The 21,566-nt window shown below is 43.8% G+C and carries 18 protein-coding genes; 11 read left to right on the top strand and 7 right to left on the bottom strand.

The window, feature by feature from the left end; translation table 11 throughout:
- Positions 1 to 7: 7 nt before the first annotated feature.
- The 4 genes from MHI16_RS09400 to MHI16_RS09385 form a co-directional block, all read right to left on the bottom strand.
- A complete protein-coding gene (locus MHI16_RS09400) occupies positions 8 to 1,495 on the bottom strand; it encodes a spore germination protein (protein WP_058015585.1) in 1,488 nt (495 codons plus the stop codon).
- A 78-nt stretch (positions 1,496 to 1,573) separates the two neighbouring features.
- Complete coding sequence (locus MHI16_RS09395; protein WP_058015586.1) at positions 1,574 to 2,914, bottom strand: (Fe-S)-binding protein; 1,341 nt, start codon at positions 2,912 to 2,914, stop codon at positions 1,574 to 1,576.
- The gene (glcD, locus tag MHI16_RS09390) at positions 2,911 to 4,320 is read right to left on the bottom strand and encodes a glycolate oxidase subunit GlcD (RefSeq protein ID WP_144461946.1); all 1,410 of its coding nucleotides are present in this window, start codon (positions 4,318 to 4,320) and stop codon (positions 2,911 to 2,913) included. Before glcD ends, MHI16_RS09395 begins: the two co-directional genes overlap by 4 nt.
- A 77-nt stretch (positions 4,321 to 4,397) precedes the next feature.
- On the bottom strand, positions 4,398 to 5,531 hold the full coding sequence (locus MHI16_RS09385; RefSeq protein WP_180310691.1) for a sugar diacid recognition domain-containing protein: 1,134 nt from the start codon (positions 5,529 to 5,531) through the stop codon (positions 4,398 to 4,400).
- A gap of 125 nt (positions 5,532 to 5,656) precedes the next feature.
- Between MHI16_RS09385 and MHI16_RS09380 the strand changes: the two genes are divergently transcribed.
- The gene (locus MHI16_RS09380) at positions 5,657 to 6,235 is read left to right on the top strand and encodes a branched-chain amino acid aminotransferase (RefSeq protein ID WP_268467626.1); all 579 of its coding nucleotides are present in this window, start codon (positions 5,657 to 5,659) and stop codon (positions 6,233 to 6,235) included.
- Positions 6,236 to 6,243: 8 nt separating this feature from the next.
- Here MHI16_RS09380 and MHI16_RS09375 read toward each other — a convergent pair whose 3' ends face one another.
- Positions 6,244 to 6,633, bottom strand: a complete 390-nt coding sequence (locus MHI16_RS09375; RefSeq protein ID WP_058015588.1) for a tautomerase family protein — start codon at positions 6,631 to 6,633, stop codon at positions 6,244 to 6,246.
- Between the two features lie 115 nt (positions 6,634 to 6,748).
- A complete protein-coding gene (locus tag MHI16_RS09370; RefSeq protein WP_058015589.1) occupies positions 6,749 to 7,501 on the bottom strand; it encodes a DeoR/GlpR family DNA-binding transcription regulator in 753 nt (250 codons plus the stop codon).
- Positions 7,502 to 7,591: 90 nt separating this feature from the next.
- Here MHI16_RS09370 and MHI16_RS09365 point away from each other — a divergent pair, with 90 nt between their 5' ends.
- From MHI16_RS09365 to MHI16_RS09320, 10 genes are all read left to right on the top strand, one after another.
- Positions 7,592 to 8,479 (top strand): tyrosine-protein phosphatase, encoded by an 888-nt coding sequence (locus tag MHI16_RS09365; protein WP_058015590.1) that lies wholly within the window; start codon positions 7,592 to 7,594, stop codon positions 8,477 to 8,479.
- A 24-nt stretch (positions 8,480 to 8,503) separates the two neighbouring features.
- Positions 8,504 to 10,042 (top strand): family 10 glycosylhydrolase, encoded by a 1,539-nt coding sequence (locus MHI16_RS09360; protein ID WP_058015591.1) that lies wholly within the window; start codon positions 8,504 to 8,506, stop codon positions 10,040 to 10,042.
- Positions 10,043 to 10,202: 160 nt separating this feature from the next.
- On the top strand, positions 10,203 to 11,345 hold the full coding sequence (locus tag MHI16_RS09355) for an acyl-CoA dehydrogenase family protein (RefSeq protein WP_058015592.1): 1,143 nt from the start codon (positions 10,203 to 10,205) through the stop codon (positions 11,343 to 11,345).
- A gap of 42 nt (positions 11,346 to 11,387) precedes the next feature.
- A complete protein-coding gene (locus MHI16_RS09350) occupies positions 11,388 to 13,025 on the top strand; it encodes an AMP-binding protein (RefSeq protein ID WP_144461956.1) in 1,638 nt (545 codons plus the stop codon).
- Positions 13,026 to 13,033: 8 nt separating this feature from the next.
- On the top strand, positions 13,034 to 14,383 hold the full coding sequence (locus MHI16_RS09345) for an acetyl-CoA carboxylase biotin carboxylase subunit (protein WP_144461958.1): 1,350 nt from the start codon (positions 13,034 to 13,036) through the stop codon (positions 14,381 to 14,383).
- Positions 14,380 to 14,595, top strand: a complete 216-nt coding sequence (locus MHI16_RS09340) for an acetyl-CoA carboxylase biotin carboxyl carrier protein subunit (protein ID WP_058015595.1) — start codon at positions 14,380 to 14,382, stop codon at positions 14,593 to 14,595. The genes MHI16_RS09345 and MHI16_RS09340 overlap by 4 nt, the downstream gene beginning before the upstream one ends.
- Before the next feature lie 12 nt (positions 14,596 to 14,607).
- Positions 14,608 to 15,513, top strand: a complete 906-nt coding sequence (locus MHI16_RS09335) for a hydroxymethylglutaryl-CoA lyase (RefSeq protein ID WP_144461960.1) — start codon at positions 14,608 to 14,610, stop codon at positions 15,511 to 15,513.
- A gap of 15 nt (positions 15,514 to 15,528) precedes the next feature.
- Positions 15,529 to 16,311 (top strand): enoyl-CoA hydratase, encoded by a 783-nt coding sequence (locus MHI16_RS09330; protein ID WP_144461962.1) that lies wholly within the window; start codon positions 15,529 to 15,531, stop codon positions 16,309 to 16,311.
- 18 nt (positions 16,312 to 16,329) lie between these two features.
- Positions 16,330 to 17,853: an acyl-CoA carboxylase subunit beta gene (locus MHI16_RS09325; RefSeq protein WP_268467625.1), complete on the top strand. Its 1,524-nt coding sequence runs from the start codon at positions 16,330 to 16,332 to the stop codon at positions 17,851 to 17,853.
- Positions 17,854 to 17,866: 13 nt separating this feature from the next.
- On the top strand, positions 17,867 to 19,801 hold the full coding sequence (locus MHI16_RS09320; protein WP_144461966.1) for an AMP-binding protein: 1,935 nt from the start codon (positions 17,867 to 17,869) through the stop codon (positions 19,799 to 19,801).
- Between the two features lie 27 nt (positions 19,802 to 19,828).
- Here MHI16_RS09320 and cysI read toward each other — a convergent pair whose 3' ends face one another.
- Positions 19,829 to 21,547: an assimilatory sulfite reductase (NADPH) hemoprotein subunit gene (cysI, locus tag MHI16_RS09315; protein WP_144461968.1), complete on the bottom strand. Its 1,719-nt coding sequence runs from the start codon at positions 21,545 to 21,547 to the stop codon at positions 19,829 to 19,831.
- Positions 21,548 to 21,566: the final 19 nt, after the last annotated feature.

The following is a 21,566-nucleotide window of genomic DNA, read 5'->3' as shown; positions in this document are numbered from 1 at the left end:
CACTTCCTTATTCATAAAAATCATTTTTCCCCTTGCGGCCTTGCTTCGGCTTTTGGTGGTGTATCGTTTCATTTGGCGGGCGTAAGTTCTCTGGGCGTTTATTCAAAAATCGGAGCTGAGGTCGAATCAAACTGCCCTTTAAATCGGCCAATCGAAGTGGAAAGATAGGTTCTAAGTAAGGACGGCCAATAGACGTTAATTTCATTAAGTGGGTAAGAAGAAAAGCTCCCATGAGCGCAATTCCGAGCGCTCCCCACGCTTGTGCGGCAAAAAGAAATGGGAAGCGTAAGAGACGAATGGTCGTCCCCATTTTATAAATCGGTGTGACAAAAGAGGCAAGAGCTGATAATGCGACAATAATAAGCAGAATATTACTTGTTAATCCCGCTGCAACTGCTGCCTGTCCGATCACAATACCTCCAACAATCCCAAGTGTCTGTCCGACTTTTGCTGGAAGGCGAGACCCGGCTTCCCTAAGCAGCTCAATGGATATCTCTAAAAATAATGCCTCAATAATTGGCGGAAAGGGAACGAGATAGCGTGATGCTACAATCGTTTCTAATAAGTCCTTAGGAATCAGTTCATAATGAAACGTTAAAATGGCAACATACAAGGGGGTTGCAAAAATAGAAAATATCACAGCAAAAATGCGTAACAGTCGAAAGGAGGATGCTGCGATCCAAGACATGTTATAGTCTTCCATTGTAGAAAAATACTCGAGTAATATTGTAGGTGCAAGCAGGGTATGAGGCGAACCGTCAACCATAATGGCTATTTTCCCTTCTGTTAAACCTGAAGAAACCCTGTCTGGCCTTTCTGTATTTAAAAATAATGGAAAGATTGTATTGGACACATCATAAAGCATTTGCGCAAGATAATTTGAATCTAGAATTTGGTCATAATCAACATCTTTAATCCGCTGAAGAACGGTTTCAATGTTCTGCGGGTTGGCGATATCCTCTATGTATACAACGGCTACTTTCGTTTGAGAAAGGGTTCCCACTGTGTGTTCAACTACTTTAAGGCCAGGGGTTGGCAGTCTGCGTCTGAGCAAGTTTAAGTTTGTATCCAGCCCTTCCACAAAGGCTTCCTGCGCACTGATAATCCCGAATTCAATCTCAGGTTGACTCACTTGTCTGCCTTTCTTTTCTTCAATCGGTAAAAGGAGCGTTTTGCCCCAGTCTGTCTCAATTCGAACAGCAATACTGCCACGATGAAGAGCTTCTTCCACTTTTTGAAGGTCACTTGTAATCACAGCTTGTTCAATTGGGATGTGTTCTTTCAGCTCTTCAAGAGTGGGTGTCAAATGCAATTGTTGAATAAAAGGCAAGATTTGTTCATGAAGTAAATTGCCATTAATTAAAGGTCGAAAAAAAGAAATTCGATAAAGAAAACCTCCGGAGCTTGATAATTCATTAATAAAATCAGAGGAACGAGATAATGCTTCAAATACTGAATTCGGGTCTTTCTGATGAGGTTTATTTTTCTTCAGCACTTGAACCATCTCCTTTCGCGATTTGCCTCTATTATCCAACCAATCGTCTGAAGATATGCATAAAAAAAGCGTTCAGCTTCATGAGCTGGACGCTTTTTTTCCATATTGAACGGCTTCTAATAAAAAGTCAGCCAGATGAATTGCTCTCATGCTGGGCGTATGTCCTGCCTTTTTGACGCCTGCTGCCATTTGTAATTGACAACCTGGATTCGACGTAACAATGGCAGCCGCTGCTGTGTGGTTGGCTTCTGCCATTTTATGATCTAAAATCTGCATCGACATATCGGGCTGCAAGATATTGTAGATTCCTGCTGATCCACAGCAGCGGCCGGCATCTTTCATTTCCTTAAACGTTACTCCTTGAATGGCTTTCATGAGCACCCTCGGCGCTTGTTGTACATTCATACCATTTCGTAAATGACAGGAATCTTGATAGGTGATCACTTGCGCTGGCAGCGCAAGTGGCATGCTGCGGTGAAACTCCAGCTCCACAAGAATGCTTGATATATCGGTTATTTTCTGTGAGAAGGCTTTACTTCTTTTTTGGAAATCTAGATCATCCTGAAGCAAATGGCCGTAATCAGTTAAAAAGGCACCACAGCCGCCCGCATTCATGATAATAGCATCGGCATCTGTATCCTCGAATGCTTCAATATTCCGCTTGGCTAACTGTTTTGCTTGGTCTTTTTCTCCGCTATGACCGTGAAGCGCTCCGCAGCATGTTTGTATAGCAGGAACGACGACATCACAGCCTGCTAGCTGCAAAAGATGAATGGTCGCTTCGTTTGTGCTTGAGAAAACCGTATCCATTAAACAGCCAGTAAAAAACGCCACCCGTTTTTTTGTCTTACCAATGGCTTTATATTCATTCAAACGTTTTTTCTTTTGAGGCGGCACCTTTGGAAGCGCTTGTTCCATCAGCTGTAAATGGGAGGGAAGCACCTTCAGTATGCGCGTCTTGCGGGCAGCCGTTTGCAGACCAGATGTTTGATAAAATCGAAGAAAGCTAGCAGCTTGCCGCATACGACTTTGTGAAGGGAAGAGACCTTTAAACACAACTCGTCTCATCAATTTGACAGGAAGCGATTGTTTTTTGTGCTGTTGAATAATGTCTCTTGCATCTTCTAGCAGCTGTCCATACTTGACGCCAGAAGGACAAACAGGTTCACATGCACGGCAGCCGAGACAAAGATTAAGTGAATGTTCAACATCTTCATCTGGTTCAATGACGCCATCTCTTACAGCTTTCATTAATGCAATTCGGCCCCGGGGAGAGTGCGTTTCTTGTTGTCCAGATTCAATATAGGTAGGGCAGGAAGGGAGGCAGAAGCCGCAGCGCATGCAATTAAGCAGCTCCTTTTCATCCATTTGCTCCTGAAACTGCTGCTGGATCTCTTTTTGCTTAGAAGAAGAACTCATGAGACCACCACCCGCTTTCTTGAGGCTTTTCCAAACACTTTATCTGGGTTCATGATATTTGCCGGGTCAAGCGCCTGTTTGATCGCTTTCATTGCAGCGATTCCTTCTTTTTTGACCTTCAGCTCCAAATAAGGGGCTTTCATGAGACCAACGCCATGTTCGCCTGTGATGGTGCCGCCGAGTGCAACGGCTTTTTCAAAAATGGCCTGAAAGGCAGCTTCTACACGTGTCATTTCTTCTACATTTCTTGCATCTGTAGCACAAGTGGGGTGTAAATTCCCATCACCTGCATGACCAAAGGTACAAATGTTCACCTCGTATTCTCGGGCAATGTCTTCAATTGCACGAACCATATTGGCAATTTCAGACCGGGGAACGGTCGCATCTTCTAAAATCGTTGTAGGGCTTAATCGAGCGAGAGCAGATAAAGCAGAGCGTCTCGCTGTTAAGAGCGCACTTGCCTCATCTTCTGAATGTGCGATCTTCACGCTTTTAGCCCCGTGCTGCTCACAGACTTCTGCGATTTTTTGGATATCACGAGAAACAGCTTCGGGGTTGCCGTCCTGTTCAATTAATAACACGGCTTGAACGTCAGTAGGCAGGCCAATGTTTGCAAAATCTTCAACGACTTCAAGGGTCGGCTGATCCATAAATTCTAATGTGGCAGGAATGATACGCTCAGCAATGATGGCCGAGACAGAAGTCGCAGCTTCTTCCAGGCTTTCGTATAAACAAAGCATCGTTTGTTTCGTTTCTGGAAGCGGCAGGAGCTTCAGCACCGCTTCTGTGACAATCCCGAGCGTTCCTTCTGAACCGACGAACAATCGAGTCATATCATATCCAGCGACATCCTTTGCAAGCTTTCCGCCTGTTTTGATAATGTCACCATTTGGCAGAACCACTTCAAGCCCAAGGACATAATCCCTTGTCACTCCATACTTTAAACCCCGTAGACCCCCTGAATTTTCGTTAATATTGCCGCCTAATGTGGAAATTTTCATAGAGCTTGGGTCAGGCGGGTAGAAGAGACCTTTTTCCTCTACTTGATGAATGAACTCCTGCGTAATCAAGCCAGGCTGCACCGTTGCGGTTAGATTTTCTTCGTCTATTTCTAAAAGTTGGTTCATTCTAGTAAAGAGAATCACCAACCCGCCTTGGGTAGGACATGTTCCTGCACAAAGATTCGTCCCTGAACCTCTTGGGACAATCGGCACCTTGTGAGTGGCGCAGAGTTTAACAATTTGCTGCACTTCCTCCGCCGTGCGAGGTGTCACGATGGCATCTGGCATCTGCTGAAAATTTGGTGTCGCATCATAAGAATAGGCAAGACGATCTGCCTTGCTGTCTTGGACATACGACGCCCCAACAATCTCTTTTAATTGATTTGAAAATTCTGAATCCAGCATATACAATCACTCCCGCTCATTTAACGTCTCGTTTCTACCAGTATAAAAAAAGAACCGTCACATGCCTATGGACGATTCTACAAAATATCAGGCTGTTTTATAGGTTTTTTTGTATCATGATCTAAAAGCAGCAAGGCCAAATAAAAAAGCATTGCATCTTGCATACGCTTTGGATCAAGTGTCGTTAAATCCTGGATCCGTTTTAATCTGTAATGAAGTGTATTAATATGGACATGCATGGCTTCAGCTGTATGTTTCAATGAGTAATCCGAAGCTATGAGTACCCGCAATGTTTTCACTAGTTCAGGATAGGGGAAAAGGGACGTAATCGTTCGATCAAGAAACGCATCTTTTGTTTCCTGACTGATTTCCTCCATAAAAAGTTCAAGTGTCAAATCTTCATCAAACACAATCGGTGTTTCAGCATGCGCCAATTTTAAAGCGCGAAAAGCTTGATGAAAAGACTGCTTCATGAAATGAGAAGCTGCTGGTTTTCCCGCGCCAATGAAAACCCTCGATGGTGAAAGCGCTGCGAGCGCAGCATGGATATGGAACAGACGCTTGTGCCATGTATCACGACCGTCTGGTGTGGTTTGCAGCATGAGCAAAAAACGGGCATGCCCCCAGCGCACAATAATTTCCTGATTGGTCAGGTGCAATTTGTCCTTCATCAGTTTGTATTGATCCTGCTTCATAAACGATTCATCTTGGCAATCAATGAGTACAACCACACGCTGCTTGTTGACATCAAGACCAAGCCGCTGCGCCTTTTCGGTCATATCAACAGCTGTTTCTGGCAGATGAAGCCAGTCGAATACAAAGGCTTCAAGCTGCCGTTCATCTGTTTCCGTTTCTTGAAAAAATTCATGCTCTTGAATGAGCAGCTCGGTCATTTTTCGTAAAATGTCGCCAAAAGGGGACACATGCCTTGGATCGCCTGTCATTCCAATCACACCAATGACTTCTTGCTTAAAATAAATAGGCAGATTGATACCGGCTTTAACGCCTTTCATATGCAGCACATCATCCTTTGTAAGAATTCGTTTCTGCCCTTCTAAGGACGTGACATATGCGCCTTCATGAAATTGACCAATGCGTGCTGGATCTGTTGCAGCAATAATGGTACCGTTAGTTTGTGTGATGATGATTTCTTCCGTCAGTACCTTTTTGACCTCATCTACGATTTTTTCTGCCAGTGTCATTGTGAGCAAAACGGTCCCCTCCGAGATGTTTCTTTTTACACTATCATACCATCATATGCTCAGGCATATCTTTCTTTTCATATGTTATGCTAAAATAAACAACGCATAGGAAGTAGATGAAAGGAGACACAGTCATGTCACTGCAAAATCGCTTACAAGATTTATTGAAAGAAGGACAGGCGCTCACAGACTTTGAATATAACGAAGCCGCACGTCAAAATTGGCCGCTAGAAGGGGCAAAAATGACAGAAGAAGCACGCTTTGCTGATGTTTATATAGAACGAGTGGACAAGGAATCGGAGGAAATGATTCAAACTGAAAAAGCGTCCTTTTTGAATACCCCTCTTACATATGTAAAAAAACAACAAAAAGAATTCATTTATATTGAGTCGAAGTGGTTTGAAGTGGTGGAAGTCGATGGACTGGCCATTGAATGGGATGAAGTATTCCAAACGTATACAGTATTATTCGGATTCAAACGTCAGAAAAAAGAGACAGGACAGCTAAAGGACATATTCTCTGCCTTACATGGTGCTCAGCTCCAATTTAATGGTCAAGACGGCTTATTTGATGTGAATCTGCCCCTTCTTGAAATTGATGACATCGAGGAAGATACGCCTCTTATTGGTGTCATCACGTCAATGTACCGCTTTTTATTCCGATTGCTGATGCAGCTTGAAAAGAATGAATCAAAAAACGGCTCAACTTCCTGAGCCGTTTTTTAGAGCAATCCTTTTATGAATTGAGCCTGACCCATCCCGAAGCTCCAATCGGCGTCTCCATTTTCCACAATGGAGATCATCACATCCGTTTTGGCAACCCCGCATTCTTTTTCTACACGTTCTGCGATTTGTGCATAAAGCTTTTCCTTTTGCTCTTCCGTTCGCTGTTTACTGACAACACTAATGACAACCAGATCCTTTGTTCTCGGGTAACCAAGCCCAGTGTCTTCAATGATCATCTCTTCAGCGCGGTGTTGATGTACAATTTGATAGCGATCTCGTTCAGGTACCCCAAAGGCATCCACCATTGCGTCATGGCAAGTGTCTAGCAGTTTTTTTAAATCCTCTTTAGAACGGCCTTCTATCAAGTCAAATCGTAACAATGGCATCACGTCTACCTCCCAATATGTGTTAAATGTACGGTCATAATGTAGCCAACACTTCGCTGTTTCACTCGTTTGTGCATAAGAAAAAAGCCAAAACACTGACGTTTGGCTCTTTGGACTAAGGCGTGACAAACTTTACATCATGCTCTTTTCCATATTGAAGGTAATCTTCATTTGGCTGCTCGTTGGTCACCACGATGTCGATATCTTTTAAGTCACAAAACGTGGTCAAGGCATAATGATCAAACTTACTATCATCGACTAATAAGAAGGTTTTGGCGTTTTTTTCAACGAGTGTCTTTTTAATATCAGTCTCAAGCGGGGAGGAATTCGTCACGCCGTGATCAATGGATAAACCCGTTGACGCAATAAATGCTTTATTGACATTGTATGCTTTTAGACGCTCAACACTTTGATAACCAACGAAAGAATTTGTTTTTCGCTCTAGCATACCGCCGGTCGAAAAGATGGTGAGGTGTTCATAAGGCATAGCCTGTGTAATGAAATCCACGTTATTTGTCACAACGGTGATCTGTTTCTCCGTCAAATAAGGAAGCATCTCCAGCGTCGTTGTACCAGAATCAACAAAAATCATATCACCATGTTCAACAAATGCGGCGGCAGTCTGTCCGATGAGTTGTTTTTTACTCAGCTGACGAGTCTTTCGCTCCTGATACACCACTAATGTGGAGTGATTCACAGCCACACCGCCATAGACTTTCTTTAGCACGCCGGATTCTACCAATGCTTGTACATCTCGGCGTATTGTGTTTTTTGAGACGCCAAAATGCGCCACAAGCTCATCAAGAGAGGCAGATTCCCGGTCAAATACATACTCTTTTATTTGCTGAATACGTTTTGTTTTTATCATGCTATAATCTCCAATCAATACGAATATGCTGATTTTATTATAACAATAATTCCACGTAAAAGATGTCACGGATCAACATGGGAGAATTGAATGATCTTTTTCTCTTATCTTTTCTCATTTTTCATAAGAGCGTATGATAGAGAAAAGAGGGCAGAAAGGATTTTCACTTCTATGAATCAGCACAACATACAGTTTTCAAAGCTTGCAAATTTTAGAGAGATAGGGGGCCTTCAAACAACCGATCAGATGGTGATTAAACAAGGAATGTTGTATCGATCTGCCGATTTATCCCGTCTCACTAAACAAGACATATTGACCTTCTCGACACTTGGAATTCAAACGATTTGTGACCTGCGTACAAGTTCAGAAAGAAGATCACACCCGCCAAAGATCATGGAACACGATAAAATTGTTCATATCCCTATGCAGCCTGACAGCATGATGCCTAGCAAATGGGCCATGTTTCGAATGCTGGTAGCAGAAGGAAAGTCTCTATCCTTTACGCCGATCATGAAAGATTTATATCAAAGCATGCTCAATGAGCGAAAAGAAGAAATTCAGCAATTGTTTACATTACTGTCTGATGAAAAAAATTATCCGCTTATGCTTCACTGTACAAGCGGAAAGGACCGCACAGGCTTTTTATCTGCTCTTATACAATTAGCAGCAGGTGTGCCGGTGTATACCGTTTTAAATGAATACATGCGTTCCAACGAAGGCGTGCGAATACTAGTGAAAAGGCAAGAACGATTTGTTCGCATGATGAGTTTATACCGGGTGTCAAAAGAACAAGTTCAACCACTGCTTGGTGTGCAGCAAGATTATCTTGAGGATGTACTGAAAGAGATGATAGATACATACGGAAGTGCAGAGCGGTATTTACTAGAAGCCTGCGGGGTTCCCAAAGCTCAGCTGATAGAAATGAAAAACATCTTGCTTACACCATCTGCTGGCATTCCATCACAAAACGCAGAATAAACTTGATATGAGGTGATGCAAAACATGCTGAAAAAGATGAGTATGACGGTTCTGATATTGGTTTTTATGTGTGTATTCTTATTGATTCCTTCTAGCAGTCTAGCTCGTTCAATGCCAAAAGGGAAGCTTGAGAGCACAAGAGAGATGCGTGCCGTGTGGGTCGCATCAGTGTATAACCTAGATTGGCCTTCAAAGAAAGGACTGTCCGCCGAAGAGCAGAAGCAAGAGTTCATTCAACTGTTAGACGAGATCAAGGCGATGAATATGAATGCCATTATCATGCAAATTAAACCAACAGCAGATGCCTTTTATCCGTCGAAATTCGGGCCTTGGTCTGAATATTTGACTGGTACGCAAGGGAAAGACCCTGGGTATGACCCGCTTGAATTTATGGTAGAAGAAGCACATAAACGAGGCCTTGAATTTCATGCTTGGTTTAACCCTTATCGAATCACAATGAATCATACCGATCTCAACCGATTATCAGCCGATCATCCTGCAAGAGCGCACCCAGATTGGACCATCGCCTACGGAAATCAGTTGTACTTTAATCCAGGCATTCCTGATGCTCAGGACTTCATTGTTGACGGCATAGAGGAAGTGGTGAAAAACTACGATATTGATGCGGTGCATATGGATGATTATTTTTACCCAAATAAAATAGCGGGTGTGCCATTTCCAGATCAAGAAACGTATGAAACATATGGGAAAAAAGCATTTACACATATAGAAGATTGGCGAAGAGATAATGTGAACCAATTAGTGAAGCAGATTAATGACACCATTAAGAAAGAAAAGCCATATGTGAAATTTGGTATTAGTCCATTCGGGGTATGGCGTAATATCAAAGACGACCCGACTGGCTCGAGTACAACAGCAGGTATGACCAATTATGATGATTTATATGCTGATACAAGAGAATGGATACAGCAGCACCATATTGATTATATCACCCCGCAAATTTATTGGAGTATCGGCTTTCAGCCCGCTGCCTATGATGTACTGACGAAATGGTGGTCAAATGAGGTGAAGGGGCAGCCTGTTCACTTGTACATTGGTCAAGCGACTTATAAAATCAATCAAAACAGTGATCCTGCTTGGTCTGATCCCGAAGAGTATTTCCGCCAGATCAAGCTGAACAGGCAGTCACAGCTCGTCCAGGGAAGCATGCATTTTAGTCTGAAGGATATCAATCGAAATCCCTTGAATGTAAAGAAACGATTAATAGAAGAAACCTATATCAAACCAGCCCTCATTCCAGAGATGCCATGGCTTCATCAAAAGGCTCCTAAAAAACCAATCATCCAATCTGTGAAAAAGACAGAGGATGGCGCAGTTTTACAGATTCAAAATGACCGGAGCTCTACCGCATCCTATTATGCAGTCTATCGATTATCAAATAAAGGGACGTATGAATTTGTGCAAGCGGCCGTAAAAGAAACAGGCTCCTTTACACATGTCAAAGACCTTTCAGCAAATCAAAAGAAGAGCTATACTTACAAAGTGACAGCTCTCAATCGTCTTCACCATGAAAGTAAGCCTTCTACAAAAACAATAAAATAACATAGTAAAGCATAAATGGGGATTTTCCTCGATTTATGCTTTTTTGCTTTCTCTATTTTTCTACTATTCTTATTTTAATTTTCTGAATTCAATCAAGCTTGGCATGAAGCAGCTACTTGATTAATAAATATGATAGAAAAGCGCCAAAGGGGGAAGCACAATGGATTTTGAATTAACGAAAGAGCAGCAAATGATCCGTCAGATGGTCAAAGAATTTGCAAAAACAGAAATTGCACCACACGCTCAAACGATTGATGAACAGGCGATTTTTCCAGAGAAAACATTTCAGAAAATGGGGGAGCTCGGTTTTATGGGTATACCCTTTCCAGAGAAATATGGAGGATCGGGAGGAGATACGATCTCGTATGCACTAGCAGTCGAGGAAATTGGAAAGCAGTGTGCGAGTACAGGGCTTAGTTATGCCGCAGCGGTTTCCTTAGGCGCAAGTCCCCTTTATTACTTCGGTACGGAAGAGCAAAAGATGGACCATCTTGTTCCGTTAGCTTCTGGAACAGCACTCGGTTCCTTCGGATTAACAGAGCCAAACGCCGGATCAGATGCAAAAGGAACAAAAACAAAAGCCATCAAAGACGGACAAGAATATGTGATCAGCGGGGAGAAGTGCTGGATCACAAATGCCAATTTTGCCAGAACAATTATTGTCACCGCTGTGACGGATCATGATGAAAACGGACGTCCGATCATCTCCGCTTTTATTGTAGAGAAAGGGCAAAAGGGACTTTCAATTACAAACCCATATGACAAAATGGGGGTTCGCGGTTCAGATACGGCTGAGATCATATTAGACGAAGTGCGTGTACCGGCTCATCACATATTAGGAGATAAGTCGAAAGGATTCAAGCAATTTTTATATACATTGGACGGCGGACGAATTTCCATTGCTGCCTTATCTGTCGGAATTGCGCAAGCTGCACTTGATGCTTCACTTTCCTATGCAAAAGAAAGAAAGCAATTTGGGCAGACGCTCTCATCCTTCCAGGCCATTCAGTTTAAGCTGGCGGATATGGCGATGCAAATAGAGCTTGCAAGACAAATGGTCTGGAAAGCTGCTTGGCTGAAAGATCAAGGCAAACCATTTACAAAAGAAGCGGCCTATGCCAAACTTTTTGCTTCAGAAATGGCGACTAAAGCAAGTCTTGATGCGGTCCAAATTCATGGCGGAACAGGATATATGAAAGAATGCGGTGTTGAACGGCTGGTGAGAGATGCCAAGCTGATGGAAATCGGAGAAGGAACCTCTGAAATTCAGCGTCTCGTGATCGCAAGACAGCTGTTAGCGTAATACCTTAATGAAAACGCTTACTATTCATGAGGGAGGAAAGCAATGATGTCGATTTACCCGCAAACGATCGGCTCCCTATTAAGAGAGAAAAAAGAACAGCATCCAGCACATGAAGCCATTGTTTACCCAGAACGTTCTTTACGTTATTCATATGAAGCGTTTTATCACGAGGTCAAGGAAACAGGTAAAGGTCTCATGGCATTAGGGATTCAAAAGGGAGATCATATCGCCATCATGGCACCAAATGTACCTGAATGGCTCATTCTGCAATTCGCCTGCGCCTCCATTGGTGCTGTTCTTGTCACCGTGAATACCAATTTTCAATCACAGGAACTCGCATATTTACTCAAGCATTCTGACAGTAAAATGTTGTTTATTGTAGACGGATTTAAAGAAACGTCCTATGTCAACATGCTTGAAGAGCTGATTCCAGAGCTTCAAACCGCTCATCAAGATGTGATCACTTCCTCATCATTCCCTTATTTGAAAAGCTGCGTCTATATTGGTCAGCATGTCCCAACCGGTATGCGCAGCTGGGATAGTATACAAATTGCAGCGAAAAGAACCGAGGATCATGAGTGGGAGAAGCGAATGGATGAGCTCACGCCTGATGACGTCATTAATATGCAATATACCTCAGGCACAACAGGCTATCCAAAAGGAGTGATGCTCAGTCATACGAATATTGTCTGTAATGCCGGTCAAATCGCAGATTGTATGAAATTAACAGAGCAAGACCGTATGTGTATCCCTGTGCCATTCTTTCATTGCTTCGGCTCCGTTCTTGGTGTACTTGCTTGTCTCACAAAAGGGGGAACGATCATCCCACTTGAATCTTTTCATCCAGAACGAGTCCTGCAAACAGTTGAAACAGAAAAATGCACTGTCCTTCACGGTGTGCCGACCATGTTCATCGCAGAGCTCGATCATCCAAATTTCCACTCTTATGATCTGTCTACATTACGAACGGGAATTATGGCCGGTTCACTCTGCCCGTCCCATGTCATGAAAGCAGTGATTGAAAAAATGGGGCTTAGAGAACTTACAATTGCCTATGGTCAGACCGAAAGCTCACCTGTCATTACCCAAACAAGAACCGATGATTCGTTTGAACGACGAGTTCAAACGGTCGGACGTGCGCTTCCTCACATTGAAGTAAAAATTACCTTGCCAGGAACGTCAAAAGAAGTGCCAAGAGGACAGCAAGGGGAGCTTTGCACAAGAGGTTACCATGTCATGAAAGGCTATTATAAAAACGAAGAAGCAACAAATGAAGTCATTGATGAGGACGGATGGCTTCATACAGGGGATTTAGCTGAGATGGATCACGAAGGCTATGTAAAAATCACAGGCCGGCTCAAAGATATGATCATCAGAGGCGGAGAGAATGTATACCCAAAAGAGATTGAGGATGTCCTATACACTCACCCTGCCATTCTTGACGCACAGGTCGTTGGTATTCCTGACGAGACATATGGCGAGGAAGCAGCCGCATTCATTCGGCTGAAACAAGGGAAGTCGATCTCAATTGAGACATTAACGAGCTATTGTCAGTCGCAAATGGCACGCTACAAAATCCCGAAATATTTTTTCATTACAGATGAGTACCCAATGACCGCCTCAGGCAAAATTCAGAAATTTCGCTTGAAAGAGCAGGCGCTTGATCTAATAAAGGAGTGAAGGCAGCGATGTTTGAACAAGTATTGGTCGCCAATCGAGGCGAAATTGCCCGTAGAATTATTCGGACATGTAAACGACTCGGAATAAAAACTGTTGCTGTTTATTCAGAGGCTGATCAGCATGCACTTCATGTGCAAGAAGCAGACAGCGCCTATTATATCGGTGGCGCTAGAGTATCTGAAAGCTACTTAAACATGGAAGCAATCATCAGTATTGCCAAACAAACAAATACAGATGCCATCCACCCAGGTTATGGTCTTTTATCAGAGAATGCAGCATTTGCTAAGCGCTGCCAAAGCGAGGGCATTGTCTTTATTGGACCATCTGCACAAGTGATTCAGCAGATGGGGAATAAAATTGAAGCGAGAAAAACGATGGAACAAGCGGGCATTCCAATCGTTCCAGGTGTTTCAGCTCCGCTTCATGATGCAGACGAAGGGGTTAGTAAAGCACAGTCACTCGGCTATCCCGTTATGCTAAAGGCATCGAGCGGCGGCGGCGGGATTGGTATGCAGCTCGTCCGCAACGATGAAGAACTGTATAGAGCATTTGAAGGAAATCAAAAAAGGGCACAAAGCTTCTTTCATGACGGTACTTTATACATGGAAAAGGTGATTGAACACGCACGGCACATAGAAATTCAAGTACTTTTTGATTCGTTCGGCCACGGCGTTCACTTATTTGAAAGAGATTGTTCACTCCAAAGAAGACATCAGAAAATTATTGAAGAAGCACCTGCCGTCTGTCTTGATGACACCGTGAGACAGCAAATGGGGCAAATGGCCATCAAAGCTGCCAAAGCGATTGGGTATGAAAATGCGGGCACAATTGAATGTTTAGTCGATCAAAACCAGCAATTTTATTTCTTAGAAATGAACACGAGATTGCAAGTAGAACACCCTGTCACAGAAGAAATTACAGGTATTGATCTTGTCGAGGAGCAGCTGAAAGTTGCAGCATTAGAGCCCCTGTCCTTCAGCCAGGAGGACATTCATCAAATCGGGCATGCCATTGAAGTCAGAATATACGCTGAAGACCCTGTGACATTTTATCCGTCACCAGGTACGATCACTCAACTTTCTACACCTGACGCCCCATATATCCGGCATGAGTCAAGCGTAACGAACGGCAGTGTCATTACCCCATTTTACGATCCGATGATTGCGAAAATGATTGTGTACGGTGATACACGGAACCTTGCAATAGAACGATTAAAAACGGCATTACACGCATATGAAATAGAAGGGATTAAAACCAATCTGCCGCTTTTAAAAGAAATGGCCGGATCTACTGCCTTTTTACTGGGGAGCATTACAACCGATTATCTGATGAAAAAAAGGGAGGAAAACCGTTCATGAAAACCGTCACGATACAAATGGCCGGAAACTTATGGAAGCTTCTTGTGAAACAGGGCGATGAAGTGCAAAAAGGACAGGAAGTCGCCATCTTAGAATCAATGAAAATGGAGATTCCCATTGTCGCAGAAGAAAGAGGTGTAATCAGTAAAGTGTATAAAGCAGAAGGGGAATTTGTTGACGAGGGTGAGGTGCTCTTGGAGCTGACAGAATAGGGGGGAAGCAGCATGGCATTACCAAAAAACGTGCTCATTAGAGAGGTCGGCCCGCGCGATGGCTTGCAAAATGAATCTGTTTGGCTGGACACAATGGAGAAGCGAACATGGATCCATTTACTCGAAGAAGCCCGTCTTCCCTATATTGAGGTCACCTCATTTGTCCATCCGAAATGGGTACCATCCTTAAAAGATGCCAAAGAATTAGCTCAATCATTAAACAAAAAAGAAGATATCACCTATGCCGCACTCATCCCAAATGAAAAAGGATTAGTTCATTTTTTTGAAGCAAACCTTGAGGTAGGGGCTATGTTTATCTCAGCGAGTGAGACACACAACAAAAAGAATATGAATCGATCTATACAAGAAACACTGCCTGTGATGAAACAAATGACAGTCGATTTAAAAGCAGAAGGACGGCAAACTCGGGCATATATTTCTACCGTGTTTGGCTGTCCTTATGAAAAACAAGTGCCGATGGACCAAGTACTGCGATTAACGGAACACCTGCTGTCCTACGGCATTGATGAAATATCACTCGGAGATACCATTGGAGAAGCCCATCCGCTGCAAGTAGAAAGACGATTAGACCTTTTACTTGAACGCTTTCCTGCTGATAAAATCGCTCTTCATTTTCATGATACGAAAGGAATGGGCCTTGCCAATATTTATACGGCATTAAAAGCAGGCATCACCATTTTTGATGCCTCTAGCGGGGGGCTTGGGGGCTGTCCTTATGCACCTGGCTCTAGCGGAAACGTCGCGACAGAAGACGTGGTGCACATGCTTCACAAACTTGGGATCGATACAAATGTCGACCTCCCTCGCTTGATCAAAGCGGCTGAATGGATTGAAGCAAAAGTGGATCGAACCCTGCCAAGTCACTGTTTACGCGCTTTTCAGTCTCACACTACTTGATAAAGGGTGAATCACATGACATCATTGGTCGATTTTTCAATACAAGATGATCACATTGGCATCATGACCTTAAACAGACCAGCACAAGCCAATGCTCTATCAGCTGCTATGCTAGAGGAAATCAATCAAACGATTCAAGAAATCAAACATGATGAAAATATCCGCTGTTTGCTCATTACAGGAGCTGGCGCTAAAGTTTTTTGCGCAGGAGCAGACTTAAAAGAACGGCGATTGATGACAGAACAAGAAGCCAAAGCAGCTGTCTTCATCATTCAGCAAACCTTTACAGACATTGAATCCTTGCCTGTCCCTGTCATTGCCGCTATGAACGGACACGCACTTGGCGGCGGTCTTGAGCTCGCGCTCGCCTGTGATCTCCGCATCGCAAGAGCGGGTGCAGCACTCGGCCTGCCGGAAACAGGACTAGCTATCCTTCCAGGAGCAGGGGGCACACAAAGACTCCCGCGCCTGATCGGACCCGGGAAAGCGAAAGAAATGATCTTTACAGGCAGCTCTTTACGAGCAGAAGAAGCCGTTCAAATTGGGCTGATTGAACGCATCTCTACAGCCGATTCACTGATGAATGATGCCATCTCACTCGCAAAACAAATCACCAAGAATGGGCCGATTGCTTTAAAAGAAGCAAAACAAGCCATTCAATCCAGCCTTGATCACAATTTGCAAACTGGTCTGATGAAAGAATACGAAGCCTATATGCGGCTTATTCATACAGAAGATCGACTGGAAGGTCTCAAGGCTTTTCAAGACAAACGAACGCCTCATTACAGAGGGAAGTAGCAAGAAAGGGGAATGGTTATGATCGAGGAATATGAATTAAAGAAACATCGAATTGAAAAGGGCGGGGCAGAACGCTATCATCAAAAAAACAAAGAAAAAGGAAAATTATTTGTCCGTGATCGGCTTCATTTGCTCTTAGATGAGGATTCTTTCATTGAAGATGCCATGTTTGCAGAATGCAAAGATGAACACTTACCAGCAGATGGTGTCGTCACAGGAACCGGGCGTATGAATGGCATGACTGTTTGCGTCATGGCAAATGACTCTACGGTTAAAGCAGGATCGTGGGGCGTCAAAACAGTAGAAAAAATCATTCGAATTCAAGAAACGGCCGAGAAGCTCAATTGTCCTATGCTGTATCTAGTCGATTCTGCGGGTGCAAGAATCACCGATCAGATTGCAATGTTCCCAGGCAGAAGAGGAGCAGGGCGCATTTTTTATAACCAAGTCAAGCTGTCTGGACGTATCCCGCAAATATGTTTACTCTTCGGTCCATCTGCAGCCGGCGGTGCATATATCCCTGCTTTTTGTGACATTGTCGTCATGGTCGAAGGAAATGCATCCATGTATCTAGGTTCACCACGAATGGCTGAAATGGTGATCGGTGAAAAAGTATCACTTGAGGAAATGGGCGGTGCGAAAATGCATTGCAGCACGTCTGGATGCGGAGATATATTAGCCAAAACAGAGGAAGAGGCTATTCAAATTGCACGTGATTATTTAACCTATATGCCTGCCAACTATACAGAAAAACCAAAAACGACAGCATCAAAAGCACCTAAACCATCTGAAACCACCATCCAAGACTTAATCCCAAAAGGCCAGAATACCCCATTTGATATGTATCAACTCATCGATTTACTTATTGATGAAGGGTCATTTTTTGAAATCAAAAAGCTGTTTGCCGCAGAGTTAATTACCGGCTTTGGCAGAATGAACGGGCAGCCTGTCGGTCTGATTGCCAATCAGCCAAGGGTAAAAGGCGGCGTCTTATTCCACGACTCAGCTGATAAAGCCGCCAAGTTTATTCAGTTATGTGATGCCTTTCATATCCCGCTGCTCTTTCTTGCGGACATACCGGGGTTTATGATTGGGACAAAAGTAGAACAAGCCGGCATTATTCGTCATGGAGCGAAAATGATCTCAGCTATGTCAGAAGCGACCGTTCCGAAAATATCCGTCATCGTCCGTAAAGCATACGGGGCAGGATTATATGCAATGGCAGGCCCAGCATTTGAGCCGGACTGCTGCCTTGCTCTTCCATCGGCGAAAATAGCTGTGATGGGGCCAGAAGCCGCTGTAAATGCCGTCTACGCAAATAAAATTGCAGAACTCCCACCCGAAGAGAGAGCGGCATTTATACAAGAGAAACGGAAGGAATATCAAGAAGATATGAATATCTATGAACTTGCCTCTGAAATGATTGTCGATGGCGTCATCCCGTTTGACCGTCTAAGAACGGAACTTTGTCATCGATTACTAGCTTATACATCGAAAGAAATGACATTTACTAAACGAAAACATCCGGTCTATCCGGTCTAAAGGGGGCGTCTTTATGATCAACCTGAAACCAGAATGGATACCAGAAGAAAAGCAGGTCCAAAAAACACGTTTGCATCAGTGGATGAAATCTCTTGGTTTTTCTACGTACCACTCATTCTATCAAGCCAGTATTGATCGCACTGACTGGTTTTGGAGAGAAGCCGAAAAGGCGGTCGGCATTCAATGGAAAAAGCCATATGAAGCAGCATTAGGTCAGCACTCATTCATGTGGCCGAAATGGTATCAGGGCGGCACATTAAACATCACCGAAACGGCCGTGGACAAATGGGCAGAAAAAGAAGAGACGAAGCATCGACCCGCCATCATTTGGAGCAATGAAGCCGGTGAAGAAAAAAAATGGTCATTTCTTGAACTTCAAGAGAAAGTGTGCCGTCTTGCAGCTGGCTTTTTGAAAGAAGGGCTTCGAAAAGGGGATGTAGCGATCGTATATATGCCGATGCTTCCAGAAACGGTCGCTGTCATGCTTGCCTTTGCAAAGATTGGTGTCATTTTTAGCCCAGTCTTCTCAGGCTATGGAAGTGAGCCTCTCGCTGTACGCATTCGCGCGTCAGGCGCATCCATTGTCGTCACAGGGAACGAAATGATGCGCCGAGGGAAGACGATCAACATGCGAGAATGTGTCGCTGATGCCATCAACAAAACAACAACAGTACAAAAAGTGATTGTGCACACTTCCGCTAATACCGGATATCAAGACGATGTCCGGTTGAATGAGTTGTTAAAAGAACAGCCGATAGCCGGCACGACCTATGTGAATAATGAAGACCCGCTTATGATCTTGTATACATCAGGCACAACTGGTACGCCAAAGGGAGCCGTTCATACACACGCGGGCTTTCCGATAAAAGCGGCTTTTGATGCGGGTCTATGTATGGATGTTGCAAAAGGAGACCGGCTTTTTTGGCTGACTGATATGGGCTGGATGATGGGGCCATTCCTCGTCTTAGGCGGCTTAATCAATGGAGCTGCCATCGTTTTATATGACGGCGCTCCCGATTATCCAGATGAACAGCAGCTCTGGTCGTTCATTCATCAGCAGAAAGTCACTCATTTTGGACTTTCACCCACATTTATTCGTTCTGCGATGCAGCAAACGATTGATGGGGTCGAACTGCCGCATGTCAAAGCCATTATTTCTACTGGAGAGCCGTGGAATGAAACGCCGTGGCAATGGTTATTTAACACCATTGGTCAAAGGAACATTCCGATCTTAAATTATTCAGGAGGAACCGAGGTTTCTGGGGGTATTGTAGGCAGTACGCTGCTTCGACCAATCAAACCGATTCTCTTTAATGCGGCGATCTTAGGAATGGCGGCAGATGTATACAATGAAGCTGGGCAAAGCGTGATGAATGAAGTAGGGGAGCTTGTGGTGAAAAAGCCATGGGTCGGCATGACATGTGGTTTTTGGAACGAACCGGAGCGTTATGAAGATACGTATTTCAAACGATTTGACGGCGTATGGACACACGGAGATTGGGTCATGCAAACAGAGGACGGTGAATTCCACATCACAGGAAGATCGGATGATGTCATTAATACAGCAGGTAAACGCATTGGGCCAGCTGAAATTGAATCCATCCTTGTTAGACATCCTGCCGTGCATGAGGCCGCTGTGATTGGGATAAAGGATGAGGTGAAAGGGGAGGCGCTCGTATGTTTTATCGTGACCAGTCCACATGCTTTTGAAGAAGCAGCCCTCATTCAAGAGCTTTCAGCACATGTTGGTTCACATGCCGGAAAAGCGCTCAAGCCAAAAGAAGTTCATCTCATTTCAGCTTTACCAAAAACAAGGAATGGAAAAATTGTTCGCCGTTTACTAAAAGCGGCGTATGAAGAGCAGACTTCACCCGACCTTTCTTCATTAGACAATCCAGATGTATATAAAAGCCTGACCGAATACTTGAATAAGAAACAGAAAAAGTAAAAAAGACAGGAAGGCCCCTGTCTTTTTTTATTGCACATGAAAATTCGTGCCATCTGTTGTTTCTTTGACAATACCTGCTCGAACGACAAAATCACCGAAATGTTCTTCGTCTTCTCGTTCTTTTGCATAGCGGGGAAGAAGAGAGCCAAGTTCGTTTAAAATGTCTTCCTCACCAACATTTTCACGGTATAGCTTACTTAATCTGCTGCCATCAAACGCAGCGCCAAGATACATGTTGTATTTGCCAGGTGATTTCCCGATAAAGCCAATTTCACCTAGCGCATGACGGGCACATCCATTTGGACAACCAGTCATACGAATCGTGATTTCTTTATCACTTAAGCCGTTTTCTTCGACAATCTCTTCAATTTTGTCAATCAAGCGTGGAAGGTAGCGCTCTGCTTCTGCCATCGCTAAGCCGCATGTTGGCAAAGAAACACAAGCCATTGAGCTGCGGCGCAGGGCGGAGTGTTGCTGGCCGTCTGATAAACCAAACTTCTGAATCAGCTGTTCGATTTGTTTCTTTTTATGAGTTGTGACATTCCCAATGATTAAATTCTGATTGGCGGTTAAACGGAAGTCACCCGTATGCACCTTGGCAATTTCACGGATGCCTGTCATCAGTGGATAATCATCATAATCTGTGATGCGTCCGCCTTCCACAAACATCGTATAATGCCATCTGCCATTAATGCCTTTTACCCAGCCATAACGGTCACCGTTATGATCAAAGTGATAATTCTTTGCCTCTGACAGAGTAAACCCAAGGCGGCGCTCAAGCTCTTCTTTTACATTTTCAAGACCAAGACGGTCCACCGTATATTTAAAGCGGGCATTTTTTCGCACGGAACGGTTTCCGTAGTCACGCTGAATGGTAATCACTTGTTTCGCAATCTCTACAACCTGTTCCGGTGTACAAAAGCCAATCACTTTTGCAAGCTGAGGATAGGTCGCTGTATCACCATGAGTCATACCCATTCCGCCGCCAATTGCGACATTAAAGCCAATCAATTGCTCATTTTCGATGATGGCAATAAAGCCTAAATCCTGCGAAAAGACATCAATATCGTTAGCAGGAGGGACCGCCACACCAATTTTGAATTTCCTTGGCAAATAAAGCGGACCATACATCGGTTCAACTTCCGTATCTGGCGTTGCCGCAACCTTTTCCTCATCAAGCCAAATTTCGTGATAAGCTCTTGTTTGCGGGAGCAGGTCATCACTTAATTTTTTCGCCAGCTCGTATACATCATGGTGCACTTCTGATTGATAGGGGTTTGATGTACACATGACATTCCGGTTCACGTCGCCGCAAGCAGCAATTGTATCAAGCATAGTAGAATGAATGTCTTGAATGGTTTTTTTCATATTCCATTTTAAAATACCGTGAAGCTGAAAGGTTTCACGAGTAGTCAGCTTTAACGTACCGTTTCCGTATTTGTGAGCAAGCTCATCCATCACAAGCCACTGCTTAGAAGTGGCGATTCCGCCAGGCAGGCGTACGCGCAGCATAAATTGATAGGCTGGCTCAAGTTTTTGTTTCTGCCGTTCATTTCTGAGGTCCCGATCATCCTGTAAATAACTGCCGTGATGTTTCATCAGACGGTTGTCATCATCAGGAATTCCCGCTGAAATCGGATCAAGCATTACTTCTTTTAACGTACCCCGTAAATAATCACTTTTTTCTTTGATTTCTTCTACGTCGCTCGGAGGTCCATCCGGCGCTGTTAATGCTGTCTTCACCATGTAAGTAAAAGCTCCTTTC

The sequence above is a fragment of the Bacillus sp. FSL K6-0923 genome, from assembly GCF_038630825.1.
Taxonomy (GTDB): Bacteria; Bacillota; Bacilli; order Bacillales; family Bacillaceae; genus Bacillus; species Bacillus pumilus.
The sequence above is the reverse complement of the archived record's forward strand: the minus strand, read 5'-3'. Positions and strand labels throughout refer to the sequence as shown.